This window comes from Cobetia sp. 29-18-1, from assembly GCF_029846405.1.
In the GTDB taxonomy this organism is placed as follows: Bacteria; Pseudomonadota; Gammaproteobacteria; order Pseudomonadales; family Halomonadaceae; genus Cobetia; species Cobetia amphilecti.
The window spans coordinates 203,583-220,049 of the sequence record NZ_JARWKS010000006.1; the positions used below are offsets into that span (position 1 = coordinate 203,583).

13 protein-coding genes are annotated in these 16,467 nt (G+C 62.0%); 10 read left to right on the forward strand and 3 right to left on the reverse strand.

What is annotated here, in order from left to right; translation table 11 throughout:
• The first annotated feature begins 227 nt into the window (after positions 1–227).
• The 3 genes from QD208_RS06985 (at position 228) to QD208_RS06995 (ending at position 3,878) form a co-directional block, all read left to right on the forward strand.
• On the forward strand, positions 228–1,679 hold the full coding sequence (locus QD208_RS06985) for a sodium:alanine symporter family protein (RefSeq protein ID WP_043332717.1): 1,452 nt from the start codon (positions 228–230) through the stop codon (positions 1,677–1,679).
• Between the two features lie 365 nt (positions 1,680–2,044).
• The gene (locus tag QD208_RS06990; RefSeq protein ID WP_043332715.1) at positions 2,045–2,710 is read left to right on the forward strand and encodes a 7-cyano-7-deazaguanine/7-aminomethyl-7-deazaguanine transporter; all 666 of its coding nucleotides are present in this window, start codon (positions 2,045–2,047) and stop codon (positions 2,708–2,710) included.
• Positions 2,711–2,813: 103 nt separating this feature from the next.
• Positions 2,814–3,878 carry a ParA family protein gene (locus tag QD208_RS06995; protein ID WP_324692383.1) on the forward strand — a complete coding sequence of 355 codons (1,065 nt, stop codon included), beginning with the start codon at positions 2,814–2,816 and terminating at the stop codon, positions 3,876–3,878.
• 188 nt (positions 3,879–4,066) lie between these two features.
• Here the strand turns inward: QD208_RS06995 and QD208_RS07000 are convergent, their stop codons facing one another.
• Entirely contained in the window at positions 4,067–4,891 is an 825-nt protein-coding gene (locus QD208_RS07000) for an inositol monophosphatase family protein (protein ID WP_153635687.1), read from the reverse strand.
• 471 nt (positions 4,892–5,362) lie between these two features.
• Here QD208_RS07000 and QD208_RS07005 point away from each other — a divergent pair, with 471 nt between their 5' ends.
• The gene (locus QD208_RS07005; RefSeq protein WP_277876254.1) at positions 5,363–6,646 is read left to right on the forward strand and encodes an alanine--glyoxylate aminotransferase family protein; all 1,284 of its coding nucleotides are present in this window, start codon (positions 5,363–5,365) and stop codon (positions 6,644–6,646) included.
• Positions 6,643–7,980, forward strand: a complete 1,338-nt coding sequence (locus QD208_RS07010) for an allantoate amidohydrolase (protein WP_153635688.1) — start codon at positions 6,643–6,645, stop codon at positions 7,978–7,980. Before QD208_RS07005 ends, QD208_RS07010 begins: the two co-directional genes overlap by 4 nt.
• Before the next feature lie 78 nt (positions 7,981–8,058).
• Here the strand turns inward: QD208_RS07010 and uraD are convergent, their stop codons facing one another.
• Positions 8,059–8,592: a 2-oxo-4-hydroxy-4-carboxy-5-ureidoimidazoline decarboxylase gene (uraD, locus tag QD208_RS07015; protein ID WP_153635689.1), complete on the reverse strand. Its 534-nt coding sequence runs from the start codon at positions 8,590–8,592 to the stop codon at positions 8,059–8,061.
• Between the two features lie 381 nt (positions 8,593–8,973).
• On the opposite strand from uraD, the gene uraH reads away from it, so the two are divergent.
• From uraH to QD208_RS07030, 3 genes are all read left to right on the forward strand, one after another.
• Positions 8,974–9,327 (forward strand): hydroxyisourate hydrolase, encoded by a 354-nt coding sequence (gene uraH / locus QD208_RS07020; RefSeq protein ID WP_153635690.1) that lies wholly within the window; start codon positions 8,974–8,976, stop codon positions 9,325–9,327.
• Between the two features lie 9 nt (positions 9,328–9,336).
• Positions 9,337–10,605 carry a urate hydroxylase PuuD gene (locus QD208_RS07025; protein WP_279836334.1) on the forward strand — a complete coding sequence of 423 codons (1,269 nt, stop codon included), beginning with the start codon at positions 9,337–9,339 and terminating at the stop codon, positions 10,603–10,605.
• A 145-nt stretch (positions 10,606–10,750) separates the two neighbouring features.
• Positions 10,751–12,892, forward strand: a complete 2,142-nt coding sequence (locus tag QD208_RS07030) for a methyl-accepting chemotaxis protein (protein WP_279836335.1) — start codon at positions 10,751–10,753, stop codon at positions 12,890–12,892.
• Positions 12,893–13,028: 136 nt separating this feature from the next.
• Here QD208_RS07030 and QD208_RS07035 read toward each other — a convergent pair whose 3' ends face one another.
• Positions 13,029–13,673: a TetR/AcrR family transcriptional regulator gene (locus tag QD208_RS07035; RefSeq protein WP_279836336.1), complete on the reverse strand. Its 645-nt coding sequence runs from the start codon at positions 13,671–13,673 to the stop codon at positions 13,029–13,031.
• 229 nt (positions 13,674–13,902) lie between these two features.
• Here QD208_RS07035 and QD208_RS07040 point away from each other — a divergent pair, with 229 nt between their 5' ends.
• Both QD208_RS07040 and QD208_RS07045 read left to right on the forward strand, forming a co-directional pair.
• A complete protein-coding gene (locus QD208_RS07040) occupies positions 13,903–15,999 on the forward strand; it encodes an NADH:flavin oxidoreductase (protein WP_279836338.1) in 2,097 nt (698 codons plus the stop codon).
• A gap of 105 nt (positions 16,000–16,104) precedes the next feature.
• The gene (locus tag QD208_RS07045) at positions 16,105–16,452 is read left to right on the forward strand and encodes a DUF2971 domain-containing protein (RefSeq protein ID WP_279836339.1); all 348 of its coding nucleotides are present in this window, start codon (positions 16,105–16,107) and stop codon (positions 16,450–16,452) included.
• Positions 16,453–16,467: the final 15 nt, after the last annotated feature.

Consider the following 16,467-nt stretch of genomic DNA (forward strand, 5'->3'; position numbering starts at 1 on the left):
AAAACACCGCCGTTGCGCTATTTTTCCCCTAGAATTCGGGCGTAGAAGTCCGCTTTACAGTGGGCTCTTCTTGCTTATCCCCGTGGGATATGAAGAATGGCGCTCACCAAAGCATGTCGAGCAGCCCGATCGTAGTGGTTGCTCGCTGTCAGTCGCAGGAAAGCCATGGGCTTTCCGTTGCCCTGGCAGCGTCGACAAGACCAAAAACCCGCCAAAGCGAGACCGACATGTCGGAAACAACGTCCATCATTCCAGCGCCGATTCTGGCGTTGATCGATGCAGGCAATGGCCTGCTGTGGGGCAGTGTATTGATTTACCTGCTCATTGGAGCGGGTCTCTTCTTCACGGTCATGACCAAGGGTATCCAGTTCCGTTATTTCGGACATATGTGGAAGCTGCTGGCCACGTCTCGTCAGGGCAGCGAAGGCGGCATCTCTTCCTTCCAGGCACTGGCGACCTCTCTGGCGGCGCGCGTCGGTACCGGTAACCTTGCCGGTGTTGCCGTGGCGATTTCCCTGGGGGGCCCGGGCGCCATCTTCTGGATGTGGATGACGGCGCTGGTCGGCATGTCCACCAGCTTCATCGAGTCCACCCTGGCGCAGGCCTACAAGGTCTCCCACGATGACAACACCTTCCGTGGTGGCCCGGCCTATTACATCGAGAAGGGCCTCGGTCAGCGCTGGATGGCGATCCTGTTCTCCGTGTGTCTGATCATCGCCTTCGGTCTGGCCTTCAACTCAGTGCAGTCCAACTCCATCGCACTGGCCATGGAGCAGGCCTTCAGCGTGCCGCCGTGGATCATGGGGGTGGTGCTGGTCGTGGTCATGGTGCCGATCATCTTCGGTGGCATGAAGCGCATCACGCGTACCGCCGAGCTGATCGTGCCGCTCATGGCGCTGCTCTATCTGCTGCTGGCCATCTTCGTCGTGGCCATCAACATCACCGAGCTGCCGGCGGCGCTGGGCACCATCTTCCGCAGTGCCTTCGGTCTTGAGCAGGCCGCAGGTGGCGCGCTGGGTTACACCATTGCCCAAGCGATGATGAACGGCATCAAGCGGGGGCTGTTCTCCAACGAAGCGGGTATGGGTTCCGCCCCGAACGCCGCCGCGATGGCGACCACCAAGCACCCGGCGTCCCAGGGCTTCGTCCAGATGCTGGGCGTGTTCATCGACACCTTGGTCATCTGCACCGCGACCGCGGCCATCATCATCATGAGCGGCACCCTGGGCAACGATGGCGGCAATGACGGCATCCAGATCACCCAGGCAGCGCTGTCCTCACAGGTCGGTAGCTGGGGTGGCGGCTTCGTGGCCATCGCCATTCTGCTGTTCGCCTTCACCTCACTGGTGGCGAACTACTCCTATGGCGAGTCCAACATCGAGTACATCGCCGGCAAGAAGAACGCCAAGGCCGTCATCATGGTCTACCGCTTCGCCGTGCTCGGCATGGTCATGCTCGGTGCTGTCGCCAGCCTGAAGAACATCTGGAACTTCGCTGATCTGTCGATGGGCGCGATGGCCTTGATCAACCTGATCGCCATCCTGCTGCTGTCGCCGTTGGCCTTCCGTATCTTCAAGGATTATGACCGTCAGCATAAGGCCGGCAAGGAGCCGACCTTTGATCCGGAGCAGTTCCCGGAGCTCAAGGGCAAGGTCGATGCCAGCATCTGGAAGAAGTGACTCTGACACTCGCTTTCATTGCATGGATTTCATTGCATCGCTGTCTTTGCAACGTAAGGGGCGCCGGGGGAGACTGACGGCCTGACCATCTGGCCAGATTTTCCCCGCAGGTACCTGTCAATGGCCGCGCATCGTGATACGATGCGCGGCCATTTTGCGTTCTGGCGATGTGCAAGCCTCGCGGCGGTTGTCAGTGAAGCATGTCGGCTGACGCATGCCTGCAGCGCTCAATCGCTGCGACAAGGCGTCAAGGCCGATGTCAGGCCATGGCAGCTGATGTCAGCATCAACGACGCAAACCTCAACACGCTCGTGACAGGGTTCCCTCACCCCTGGACGACGGCTTTGATCCAAAAAGGACCTGCAATGCTACTCCTCTCGTCTGCCCAGACGCAGCGCGCACTCGTCGCCCTGGCCCTGTTTCACATCCTCATCATCACCGCCAGCAATTACCTGGTGCAGTTGCCGATGACCCTGTTCGGCTTCCATACCACCTGGGGCGCCTTCAGTTTCCCGTTCATCTTCCTGGCAACGGATCTGACGGTGCGTCTGTTCGGCAAGCATCAGGCGCGGCGCATCATTGCGCTGGTCATGCTGCCGGCGCTGTTGGTCAGCTACATGGTGTCGGTGATGTTTCAGGCGGGCAGCTTTGCCGGGGTAGAGGCACTGGCTGACTTCAACCTGTTCGTGGCCCGTATCGCGCTGGCAAGCTTCATTGCCTACGTGATCGGTCAGTTGCTCGACATTCAGGTGTTCGATCGTCTGCGTCGCAATGCCCACTGGTGGATCGCGCCGTTGGCGTCGACATTGTTCGGCAATCTCGCTGACACCTTTGCCTTCTTCTCGGTGGCGTTCCGCAATGGGCCCGATGCTTTCATGGCGGCTCACTGGATCGAGATCGCCTGGGTGGATTACGCGATCAAGCTGGCCATCTCGATATTGCTGTTCCTGCCGATGTACGGATTGTTGCTCAATCGCCTCACGAACCAGTTGCTCAAGCGCGGCCTGGTCGATGAGCGAGAGCCTGTCTGACATAAAACTGTCATATCATTTTCTCCCGTTTCGCCGTTGTCAGTCAGGGACATGGCGCCGGATTGTGCTAACGTTGCACAAACTGGAATGACGGGAGGGAGCCATGAAAATCGCTGCGGTGTACAGCATCAAAGGGGGCGTGGGCAAGACTGCTTCTGCCATCAATCTGGCGCATTGTGCCGCCAACAGTGGCCTGCGTGTGTTGCTGTGGGATCTTGATCCGCAGGCCGCTGCGACCTTCTACGTGCGTACCAAGCCCAAGCTCAAGGGCGGGGTCGAGAAGCTGATCAGCGGCAAGCAGGACATGTCCCGCGTGATCCGTTCCACGGATTATCAGAACCTGGATGTCCTGCCGGCGGAATTCTCCTACCGCAATCTCGACCACATACTCGAGGAAGAGAAGCGCACCCGACTGCGCAAGGTCCTCAAGCCGGTACGCGATGACTACGACCTCGTCATCCTCGATTGTCCGCCGAGCATTTCCAGTCTTTCCGAGCAGGTCTTCGCCTCTGCCGATACCCTGCTGGTGCCGATCATTCCCACGGTTCTGTCGCTGCGTACCCTGGAGCAATTGAACGCCTATCTGGCCGAGATCGATCTCGATGTGCCCGTCTGGCCGTTCTTCACTCTGGTGGATCGCCGCAAGACATTGCACAAGGATGTGATGGAATCGCTCAAGCAGGATTATCCGTTGCAGCTCAGTGGCTTTATCCCGTATTCCAGCGTGGTCGAGCGCATGGGAATCGAGCGCAAGCCCATCGGGACTTTCTCGCGCAACAGCTCACCGGCGGTCAGCTATCGCAGCCTGTGGCAGGAAATCGGCCAACGGCTGAGCCTGCTCAAGGAGCCGACGGTGGCGCCAGCCGCTGCCAAGACTGCTGAGGCTGGATCAACCGCCACCGCGCCTCAAGGTGCTGCCACCGGCAAGGCCAGCGCCAAAGGGGAAGCGGCCAGCAAGTCCGCCGCCAAGCCAGCCAGCAAGGAAGCATCAAGCAAACCAGCGGCCAAGCCTGCCGGCAAGGCAGCTTCTAGCAAGAAAGCGCCCAGCACTGACAAGAAGCCGGCGAGCAAGGATTCTGCCAGCAAAGACGCCAGCAAAGACAGCAGCAAGGCGACCAGCAAGTCGGCCGCCAAGGGCAAGAAGAAGGGCGGTAACCTGGGCGATTGATGCCGAGTGTCAGCCAGCCAGAAACACAGAGCCCCGCCAATTGGCGGGGCTCTTGCGTATTGCAGCGGCAGTCTTTCATTAAACTCATGTCATGAAAGTCATGTCATGAAAGTCATGTCATGAAAGTCAGGTCATGAAAGTCATGTCATCACAGCCGCGTCACTACAGTCCTGTATGTGAGTTCTTCACTACAGCCCCGGCAGCCCTGAACTGGCATCGGCCTCTTCCAGCAGGCGCTTGAGCGGGGCATGCAAGGCCGGTGAGGCCACCACGATATTCTCGCCATAAAGCTCATCGGGAATGCCGTCCGGGCAGCGATACAGGTGCCCCGTGCGCGCACCGGCTTCACGCGCGATCAGAAGGCCCGCCGCAAAGTCCCAGGGGGAAACGCTTTCGTAATAGGCATCCATACGTCCGCACGCCACATCACAGAGGTCCAGCGCGGCACTGCCGTTGCGGCGTACATCCTGACAGACCAGCAGCATGGCCGAGAGACGCTTGAGCAGCGGCGGACGGCTGTCACGGTTGTAGGGGAAGCCGGTCGCGACCAGCGCGCGGCTCATCTCATCGGTCTCGCTGACCGAGATGCTCTCGCCGTTGAGCCAGGCTCCCTTGCCGCGGATGGCGGTGAAGGTCTCGCCGAGGAAGGGCGCATGTACGACCCCCATCTGGATCTTGCCGCGCTCGCACCAGGCGATGGACACGGCAACATGGCGCAGACCATGGGCAAAATTGACGGTACCGTCGATGGGGTCGATCACCCACAGGCCACCCTTGGTACCAATCACATCCCGCTCGGGTGACAGCTCTTCGGTAAGGCGCGCATCCTCGGGAAATTCGGCTTTGAGCGCTTCCGCCAGGAAGGTATCGATCGCCACGTCGATGTCGGTGACCAGCTCATCGCCTTTCTTGTAATGGTGCGCGAAACCCTGCTCCTCGCGCGCTTGCACCATGCGTTCACCAGCCTGTCTGGCCAGTTCCGTTGCTCGTTCCAGGCGTTGTTCCAGCGTCATGTGGCTCTCCGGCAGCGATGATCAGGTCGGATGAGGCAACCCTCACTCATCCGATGCCTCCTTGTATAACAGACTCATGTGGCGAGTTCAGCCTCGGGCAGTGAGCGCCGGCGCATGAAACAGGTAATGAAAGCGTCGATTCAGCTCATTCATGCCCCGTCATGGTGCCTGGCAGGCAAGGGATGCACTGTCAAAGCGACACCGGTCAGTGTGGATACCAGAGTTATAGCGTTATCTTGCAGGCATGCCGTCTTTTGCCGAGCTGGCTTTCTGTCACTCGGTTGCCAGGTTGCCTTTTGCCCCTCGATGCGCACGCCATGACAGGGCGGGGGCGCCCGTCGAATACATCAGAAATTCAACATTTGTTTCATTTCTGAAATTCTGGCGCACTTGTTGCAGTAGTCTGAGCATGAGGCTCGGCGAGTTGGCGAGTCTTCCTGCATTCCATGCCCTGCTGCACGAGGAGCGACCGTGAGCCCGACCTTTGACCAGATTCATCCTCCCCAGCGCCTGCTGATGGGCCCCGGTCCGATCAATGCGGACCCGCGTGTATTGCGAGCGCTTTCCGCTCCCTTGATCGGCCAGTACGACCCGGCGATGACGTATTACATGAACGAGACGATGCAGCTCTATCGCGGCGTCTTCGAGACCACCAATGATGCCACCCTGTTGATCGATGGCACCTCGCGTGCCGGTATCGAGGCGGTGCTGGTCTCGCTGATCCAGCCGGGGGAGCGTGTGCTGGTGCCGATCTTCGGCCGTTTCGGTCATCTGCTGCGCGAGATCGCCGAGCGCTGCGGTGCCGAGGTGCATACGCTGGAATGCGAGTGGGGCCAGGTGTTCCGCCCGGAGCAGATCGAAGCCGCCATTCGCGAGGTCAAGCCCAGTGTGCTGGCGCTGGTGCAGGGCGATACCTCGACCACCATGTGCCAGCCGCTGGAAGACATCGGCGCCATCTGTCGCCGCGAAGGCGTGCTGTTCTACAGCGATGCCACGGCCTCGCTGGCGGGCAATCCGCTCAAGACCGATGAGTGGGGGCTGGACGCCGTCACCGCAGGCTTGCAGAAGTGTCTGGCGGGGCCGTCAGGCAGCTCGCCGTTGACGCTGTCGCCGCGTGCGGTGGAGGTGGTGCATGCCCGGCGGCATGTCGAGGCGGGCATCAGCAGCGGCAGTGATCGTCTGGCGGAGCCGGGCGCGCGCATCCGCTCCAACTATTTCGATCTCTCCATGGTGCTCGACTACTGGGGAGAGCTGCGCCTCAATCACCACACCGAAGCCACCAGCATGCTGTATGGCGCACGTGAGTGTGCGCGCCTGCTGGTCAATGAAGGCATGGACAACGCCATCGCGCGCCATGCGCTGCATGGTCAGGCGATGGTCGAAGGCTTGAAGGGGCTGGGGCTTGCGCTGTTCGGCGATCAGGCCCACCGCATGAACAACGTCAGCGCGGTGATGATTCCCGACGGCCTGGATGGCGATGGTCTGCGCCGCAGCATGCTGGAGGACTTCGGCATCGAGATCGGCACCAGCTTCGGCCCGCTGCACGGCAAGGTCTGGCGTCTCGGCGTGATGGGCTACAACGCGCGTCGCGATACCGTACTGACCACGTTGGCGGCGCTGGAGCAGACTCTGCGCCGGGGTGGCGTCAAGACAGTGGCCGGCGGTGGCGTTGGCGCCGCGCTGGACTTCTATCAGGAGCATCAGAGACAGGCGGCCAATGGCCGTGCCAATCCCAGCGCGGGAGGCCAGTCATGAGTGATGCCGGATCCATACCCCCGGACGTCACCGCGCCGCTGGAAACGGCCGCCGATGTGCTGACCGCCTGCGACACCCTGGCGGCGATCTCGAGCAGCGACAGCGGGATCAACCGCCGCTATCTGACGCCGGAACACGCCGCCGCCAATGCCACCACGGCTGGCTGGCTCAAGGCTGCCGGTCTGCGCAGCTGGCAGGATGGCGCCGGCAATCTCTGGGGCCGCTGGTGTCCACCCGCTCTCATCGCTGCCGCTGACAGCGAAGCCGGCGTGCCGCGACTGGTGATCGGCTCGCATCTGGACAGTGTGCCGGACGCCGGCCGTTATGACGGCATTCTTGGTGTCCTGCTCGGGGTGGCCGCCTTGACACATTTCAGGCAGCGCGCCGATGCCGGCGAGCAGAGCTTGCCCTTCGCGCTGGAAGTGGTCGGTTTCGGTGATGAAGAGGGCGCCCGCTTCGGTGCGACCCTGCTCGGCAGCCATGCCATCGCCGGACGCTGGCAGTCGGACTGGGAGCGGGTAGAGGATGAGGACGGCATCCCGCTTGGCGACGCGCTCGAACGTTTCGGGCTTTCCGGGCAGACGGCTGCCAGGGCCAGCCTGCAGGCGAATCCGCCGCTGGGTTATCTGGAAGTACACATCGAGCAGGGCCCGGTGCTGGAAGCCGAGAATCTGGCGCTGGGCACCGTGACCGGCATCGCCGGCGCGCGACGCTTCGCGGTCAACTTCGTCGGCCAGGCGGGGCATGCCGGCACCACGCCGATGGCGCTGCGTCAGGATGCGCTGTGTGCGGCGGCGGAGTGGACACTGGCGGTGGAATCGCTGGCGTGTGATGTCCAGGCGGGCAAGCGCGCTGACATGGCGGACCACTCGTTGGTCGCGACCGTGGGATGTTGCGAGCTGCGTCCCGGGGCGGTGAATGTCATCCCCGGGGGGGCGGCACTGAGTCTGGATATCCGCGCGCTGGACGATGCGCAGCGGGATCGTGCGCTGGATGAACTCTTGAACGAGGCGCATAGAATCGCGGCGCGACGGGGCCTCACCTTCCACTGCGAGCAGACGCATGCGGCCGATGCCGTGGCCTGTGACGAGGGATTGATGCAGGCCGTCGATGCCGGTATCGCGGCTACCGGTCAGGCGCCATTCCGGCTGCCGAGTGGTGCCGGGCATGACGCCATGGCGGTCAGTCATCTGTGTCCGGTGGGCATGCTGTTCCTGCGCTGTGAGCGCGGTATCAGCCACCACCCGCTGGAGGCGGTGACCGAAGACGATGTCGCCAAGGCCCTGGCGGCACTGATCGCCAGTATCGAGGCCGTGGCCGTCAGGCACGTGTAGGACAGCACGCATGAGACAGAACGCATGAGACAGAACGCGTAAGACAGCACCCATTGGCGGCCGCAGGGGCGCTGGTCACTAACTAGCCTCGAGCAGCCCCGGCAGGCGCACTGCGGCGATCGCATTTATCTGGGCCAGAGCCTCCTGGTATTCCGCCTCGGTGGATTGCGGCAGGCGGCGCTCCAGTTCCTCGAGAATGCTGCTGGCGCTGTGGCCCTTGACGCAGATGATGAACGGAATGCCATGGCGCGCCTGGTAGTCGGCATTGGCCGTCAGGAAGCGTTCACGGGTGGCGTCATCGAGCTGATCGAGCCCTGCGCCACGCTGCTCGCCCTGCGAGGCGGGCGTCAGGGTCTCCAGCTTGCCGGCAGCCAGCTCAGGATGGGCCAGAATCAATTGGTGGCGCTCGGCATCACTGGCCTGGCGTACCGCATTGGCACACGCCGTCAGCAGGACTTCCATGCTCGCGAACGGGCGCTCTGCCGCGGCGCGTTCCACCACCCAGTCCGAGTGCTCATAGAGACCACTCAAGCGTCGTGCCAGCGCCTCGGGTGGCAGGGCGTTGAGCGTGTCCAGCATCACCAGATAGTGCATCGGGGTCTCGATTGGCATGCGCCTTGCTCCAGAGAGGGGGATAGGTTTGAAAAGCTCACGGAATCATCAGCTTGCAAGGCGCATGCCGTCGCTGGCAACGCGTCTGACCAACGCTGTGTCACACGCTGCATCGCCATGCCAGCGGTTGACGACAAGGCTGTATCGCCACTGACCTGCCTGACGGCGCCGAGCGGCGTCTGTCATGGGGCGATACGGCCTGCACCTTGACCGATCGGTCAGAATGCAGCAATGCACTCATCGGGTGCAATACCACCAACCGCTGACGGCAGGCCAGAGCAGGCCTGGCCAGAAAACAGAACACAGTCTTCATTCGTACAGCTTCCATCTGCCCAGATTCGAGTCGTACCCGCCACATCCACACAAGAACAGGAAATCGCCATGCCCAGACTGACGACGCATGTGCTCAATCAGGCCGAAGGCATCGCTGCCAGCGGTGTGCATATCACCCTGGAGCGCCAGGATGCGCAGGGTCACTTTCACGAGATCGCGCAGGTCACGACCAATGCCGATGGGCGTCTCGATGCGCCGCTGCTTGAGGAAACCGAGGCTTCCGCTGATCTCTCCGGCGTCTATCGTCTGACGTTTCAGGTCGGGGATTACTTTGCCAGCCGCACGGTGGGCAAGGGCATGCTCGGCCGGGTGCCGGTCGAGTTCACCCTCGAGGCCAGTGGCCATTATCACATTCCGCTGCTGGTCACTCCGTGGGCCTACAGTGTCTACCGCGGCAGCTAAGGAGCCGGCATGAGCGCATATCTTCTCGATTGGGCGATGCTGCTGACCCGCTGGCTGCATGTCATGGCGGGGATCGCCTGGATCGGCGCATCGTTCTTCTTCATCTGGCTCGATAACCGGCGAAAGCCTGCTGCTCATGCGGTAGATGGCCGCCCCGGCGGCGAGCTGTGGGCGGTGCATGGTGGCGGTCTCTATCATCTGTTTCGCCATGATGGGGTCAGTGAAACGCTGCCCAGCGAGACCCACTGGTTCAAGTGGGAGGCCTATGTCACCTGGCTTTCCGGGATGGGACTTTTCACGCTGATCTACCTGCTGCAGCCGCACGCCTACCTGATCGACACGCGCGTGTTCGAGATGAGCGGCACGCTCGCCGTGTGCAGCGCTCTGGGCGTGCTCGTCGGCGGCTGGCTGGGCTACGAGGCGCTGTGTCGCAGCCCCTTCAAGCGCCATGCCGGGGCGCTGTTCGTCGCCGTCGGTGTGTGGCTGACGCTGGCAGCGTGGGTGGCGACCGAACTGTTCTCGGGGCGTGCCGCCTTCCTGCTGATGGGCGCGCTGATGGGCAGCATCATGGCGGGCAACGTCTTCAATGTGATCATCCCGGGTCAGAAGGCTATGCTGGCTGCTGCCCAGCGTGGGGAAACGCCGGACCCGATCCACGGCCAGCGCGCAAAGCAGCGCTCGGTGCACAACACCTTCATCACGCTGCCTGCGGTGCTGATGATGATCAGCAACCACTACCCGCTGCTGTATGCCAATGACTATCGCCTGGGCGTCATTCTGCTGTTGCTGGTGACGGGCGGTCTGATCCGCATCGCCACGGTGGATCACCACAAGGGCGTCAAGCGCCTGTGGGTACCCGTAGGGGCAGTGTTGGCGCTGATCGGCGTGATCCTGCTCTGCGCGCCGCGCTCACAGACGGCGCCTGCAACTGCCGAGACAAGCGCGCCTTCAGTAACTGTGGCGGCCAGCAGCGCCGCTGACAATGAGGCCCCGGGGGAGAATCAGGCCTTGCGAGACAAGGTCAGTCATATCGTCGAGCAACGCTGCGCCGGCTGTCACAGTGACACGCCGAACTTGATCGGCTTGACGGCTCCGGCAGCCGGCGTGGCCTTCAATGGCTGGGATGACATCCAGCGTCAGGCCATGCGTATCCACCAGCGCACGGTGGTCGACAAGAGCATGCCGCTAGCCAACATGACCCAGATGACCGATGCCGAACGCCAGATGCTGGATGACTGGTGGCAGGCGACACGCGACACGCTGAGGGGCGATGGCTGAGAGAGTCATGAATGCGGGCGTACTGACCAGCGGCGCTCCAGTCGCCGCTGGTCTGAGCCCAGTCGTCAGTACTCGTCAGCACCCACTCGTCAGCAGCAACGCTACAGTTCTGAGTCCGGTGGCCGATAGACGTGATACTTCTCTCATGGATCGATCGGGGTATCGCGTAGTGATGACAATAAAAAAGCGTCTGGCCCGCGCCAGTGTCGGCAGCAAGCTCGCCTTGCTGGTATTGATGTTGATGATGGCGGCCTTCACGGCGCTGGGCCTGGTGTTCTCGACGGCCAGCAAGATGCAGGTAGAAGAGGGCACCGAACGCGCTCTCGCTCAGCAGCAGCAACAGATCACCAACACCATCGAGCTGTTCGACACCACCATGCAGTCCAGCGTGACGCGCATGCTCAATGCCTTCCTGGCGACCATTCCTGACAACTTCACGCTGATCGAGGACCGACGTCTGCCGATCGGCGAGCGTGATGCACCGGCGCTGCTCAATGCCGGCTTCATGCTCAACAATCAATCCGGTTATCTGGCCGACTTCGCCAATCGAACCGGTGCGCCGGTCAGCTTCTTCGTGCGCGATGGTGAGGATTTCGTGCGCATTGCCACCACCCTCAAGACCGAAGATGGCTCAAGCCTGCTCGGGCTGACGCTGAGTGGTGGGGTCAAGGATGCGCTGAATGCCGGCCAGCCCTATACCGGCATGCTCTATCTGGCGGGCCGTCACTACATGACGCGCTATCGTCCGATCACCGACTTCAATGACAACCTCATCGGGGCCTCGTTCATCGGGATGGATGTCGGCGAGCAGATCGATGAGCTGTATGCCACCATCACCAATATCCAGTTGCATGAGAAGGACTTCAGTCTGGTGGCGAGCACGGCGCCGGGCCAGCAGGGCAAGGTGCTGACGACGGGTCAGTGGCAGGGCCGCTCGCTGATGGACTTCAAGAATGCGCAGGGCGAGCCGGCCTTCGCGCCGCTCTTCGCCGCCGACAGCGGTCAGATCGATTACCGCCTGGCGGGTGAAGACAGTGATCGCATCACCAGCTTCCAGCACTATCCCGCCTGGGACTGGGTGGTGGCGACCACGATCGACAAGCAGGAAGTGACGGCGGGCATCACGCAGGTCCGCAATCAGGTCTTCGGGCTGGCACTGCTGTTGGCGCTGGCCGTGGCCGGCATCCTCTACTTCCTCGAGCGGCGTCTGATCAGTCGTCCGCTGGATGCGCTGGTGTCACTGGCTCAGGCGCTGGCGCGGGGCGATCTGTCCCAGCGCATCACCAGTCAGCGTCAGGATGAGATCGGCAAGCTGACCGCGGCCATGAACAGCGTCGGCGAGGACTTGAGCAGAGTGGTCGGTCAGGTGCGGGGCACCACGGGCGCCGTCAATCAGGCCGCCGGCGAGATTGCCCAGGGCAACGAGGAGCTTTCGGCACGCACCGAGCAGTCCGCCTCCAGCCTGCAGGAAACCTCGGCCTCGATGGAGGAGATCACCACCACCGTGCAGCACAGTGCCGATTCCGCGCAGCAGGCCAGTCAGCTGGTCAATTCGACCTCCGAGCAGGCCCGCCGCGGCAATGACGACATGCGCAAGGCGCAGGCGAGCATGGAAGACATCAATCGCTCCGCCGAGCGCATCAGCGAGATCATCAGCCTGATCGATGGCATCGCCTTCCAGACCAACATTCTGGCGCTCAACGCCTCGGTGGAAGCGGCGCGGGCCGGTGAACATGGGCGTGGCTTTGCGGTGGTCGCGCAGGAAGTGCGCACCCTGGCGACGCGCTCGAGTGATGCATCCCGCGAGATTCGCGGCTTGATCGATGAGTCGATCTCGCACACTCAGCAGGGCGTGGCGCAGGTGAAGGACGCCAGTCAGGCGATGGCCGAGATTCTCTCCAGTGTCGAGCGTGTCAACGACATGATCGCCGAGATCAGCGCCGGCGCGCGTGAACAGAGTGCCGGCGTCGGCCAGGTGAATACCGCGGTCAGCGAACTGGATGCGATGACGCAGCAGAACACCACGCTGGTCAATCAGGTCAGTGGCGCGGCGCGCAGCATGAGCGCCCAGGCTCAGGCACTGGAGCAGCTGATGTCAGGCTTCAAGGTGGCGGGTGGACAGACCATGACAACACACGCCATGTCGCGTCAGTCCATGTCGCACCAGTCCATGTCGCATATGAACACTCAGCCGCTGGCGGATGCCGAGCAGACAGCTTACCCGACGCCGGCGAGCGCCACGCGCGGCTCCCGGCGCCGCGAAGAGGAGGAGTGGGAAGCCTTCTGAGCGCGCTCTGTTCCAAGCTGAACCCTGAGCTAGCCCCTGCGCCAAGAGCTTGATCGAGCGTCATTGAAGGTGACAGCTAGCCGTTGATGTTTCTGCCAAGCCCTTGCCGACTGCCGTTGGTGAGGGCTTTGTCCTTTCAGGCCGGGTGTCGCGCCGCAAAGCGTGCCAGCTCCTGAGGCTCGCAGCGCTCGCCGACGAAGACCTCGACATACTCGGCGACGCGGCTGATGCGCTCGCTGACGCTTTCCTGAGTGCGCATCGACAGATAGCCGATCTGGGTCAGGTAGGTGGTGCGCGCCCGCACGTTGGCGAGTTGCTCGGGCTGGCCGTAGCGCATCAGCATGCTGGTCAGCGCCTGAATGCGTGCCTGATCGGCGCGGGCGACGGCAGCGGCGACCTCCGCGTTCTGAGAGGCCCAGTTGCGGATCGCCAGCTCGAAGCGTGAATCGAACAGTGTCGCATCCAGCCAGCAATCGAAGACATTGAGCATGGCTTCCACCACCGTGGCGGCGTATTGCTCGCAGCGACCGATCAGGCCGGCGGTATTGTGAGCATCCCAGCGCGCGAGCAGCGCGGTGAGCAAGGCGTCGCGGTCCTTGAAGCTCCAGTAGAAGCTGGTGCGTGACAGGCCCAGCGTCTTGGCCAGTGTCAGGACGCGCACCGAATCCACGCCGCCCAGCAACAGCTGCTGATAGGCGGCTTCCAGCCAGTCCTCGGCCTTGCCGCGCCCGGCAGCCTGGGCGCCGTCACTTGCCGGGGGGACGCATGGTGACTCTGGCATGGGCGGTCTCCTCAATGGCGGGGGATGGTGGGGCTGATGTGAGGTCGATCGCGCGATGACAGCATGAGCATGCTGTTTGCGACAGCGACGAGTCTGGCTGCGTCAGGCGGGCGAGAACGGCGTGTCCGGCGACGCATGGTCTGAAGCCTAGGACTATAGTCAGCACATGTACACAGGTGTACGCAATAAAGACACCCCTGTTCTCGCTGTCTGCTCATCAGGAGGCCACATGGCTCAGGACCCGCTGCTCACGCCGTTCACGCTCAAGCATCTGACCCTCAAGAATCGCTTGATGATGACCTCCCACGAGCCTGCCTATCCGGAAGATGGCATGCCCAAGGCGCGTTACCGCGCCTATCACGAGGAGCGTGTGCGTGCCGGTATTGCGCTGACCATGACGGCGGGCTCTGCCTCGGTGGCGAAGGACAGCCCGCCGGTGTTCAACAACATCCTGGCGTATCGCGATGAGGTGGTGCCGTGGCTCAGCGAGCTGACCGATGCCTGTCACGAGCATGGCACCGCGGTGATGATCCAGCTCACCCACCTGGGGCGCCGTACGCGTTGGGACAAGGCCGACTGGCTGCCGGCGGTCTCGGCGTCCCATCGTCGTGAGGCGGCGCACCGCGCCTTTCCCAAGCGGGTCGAGGACTGGGATATCGCACGGCTGATCCAGGACTACGCCGACGCCGCCGAGCGCATGCAGGCAGCCGGCCTCGACGGTATCGAGCTGCAGGCCTATGGCCATCTGATGGACCAGTTCTGGTCGCCGCTCACCAATACCCTGGAGGGCCCCTACGGCGGCAGTCTCGAGAATCGACTGCGCTTCACCATGGAAGTGTTGAGCGCCATTCGCGCACGGGTGGGCAGCGAGTTCATCGTCGGCGTTCGCTACACCGGAGATGAGTGTCTGAGTGGGGGGCTTGATGCCAGCGATGGCCTGGAAGTCTCGCGACTGCTGCGCGATAGCGGTCAGGTCGATTTTCTCAATGTGGTGCGCGGCCATATCGATACCGATGCGGGCCTCACCGATGTCATCCCGATCCAGGGCATGGCCAGTGCGCCGCATCTCGACTTCGCCGGACAGATTCGCGAAGCGATGGATTTCCCGACCTTCCACGGCGCCAAGATTCAGGACATCGCCACCGCGCGTCACGCCATCGCCACTGGCAAGGTCGACATGGTCGGCATGACGCGCGCCCACATGGCGGATCCGCACATCGTGCGCAAGCTGATGGCAGGGCAGGAGGAGACCATCCGTCCCTGTGTCGGCGCCAACTATTGCCTCGATCGCATCTATCAGGGCGGCTCCGCCTACTGCATCCATAATGCTGCGACCGGGCGAGAGCTGGAGCAGCCCCATGACATCACGCCTGCCGAGGTCACCCGAAAGGTCGTGATCATCGGGGCGGGGCCTGCAGGGCTCGAAGCCGCTCGCGTCGCCGGTGAGCGCGGGCATCAGGTGGTGGTGCTGGAAGCGGCGGACCAGCCGGGTGGCCAGATTCGCCTCACCGCCCAGAGCGAGCGGCGACGCGAGATGATCGGCATCATCGATTGGCGTATCAGTCGCTGTGAGGCGCTCGGCGTCGAGATGCGCTACAACGTCTTCGCCGAGGCCGAGGATGTGCTGGCGGAGCAACCCGATGTCGTCATCGTGGCCACCGGTGGCTATCCCGAGGAAGACATGCCGCAGGTCGGCAGTGAGCTGGTCGTCTCCAGCTGGGACATTCTCTCGGGCCATGTCACGCCTGGCCGCAACGTGCTGCTGTTTGATGACGCGGGAGATCACGCTGCGCTTCAGGCCGCCGAGATGATCGCCAACTCCGGTGCCAGGCTCGAGATGATGACGCCAGATCGCACCTTCGCGCCGGAAATCATGGCCATGAACCTGGTGCCCTACATGCGCAGCCTGCAACGTCTCGCCGTCACCTTCACGCCGACCTATCGCCTCGGCAGTGTCACGCGCAGTGAGGATGGCCAGCTGATCGCCCATATCGGCAGTGATTATCTGGATGACGCCGTGGCGCAGGGCAAGGGCACCGGTGCCTACGCGGATCAGCGCCTCGTCGACCAGGTAGTGGTCAACTACGGTGCCCGCCCGATGGAAGATCTCTACTTCGAACTCAAGCCTCACTCACGCAATGGCGGGGCAGTAGACTATGACGCCCTGATCGCAGGCCTCGCCCAACCGGCGGACGGCCCGAGCCCGGAACACACCGAGCGCGCAGAAGAGGGCAGCTTCCAGCTCTATCGCATCGGCGACGCCGTCGCGACCCGCAATACCCATGCGGCGATCCATGACGCGCTGAGGCTGATGAAGGTGGTGTAATTATTAATGGTTAAGGATGCTTTAATTCGTTAAAATTTACGCATAAATGCTTTTTGTTTTAGATTGCAATTTCTATGTTTCTTTATATTTTGAATAGGTGTAAAAATGATTCTGTATAAATATGTTTCATTTGATGCTGCACGTAAGATAATATCAAGTAATACGCTAGGGTTTAGTCACCTGAAAGACTTTAACGATCCTTTTGAATGTACATACTTTGATTTTTCCGATAATCCTGCTGAAGGGAATTCTTCCAGTGCTGCTTTGCGCGCTTATCGAAATAGATTTTCTGAAAAATATGGTGTCTTATCTTTAACCAGACATCCTCTTAATGCTTTAATGTGGTCTCATTATGGAGATTCTCATAGGGGAATAGTGATCGGGGTTGATGTCGACTGTACAGGCTTTACAGACTTAGGGAAACACTGCACAAATCCTGCCGTTGGTGCCTGATCGCCACCGACGGGG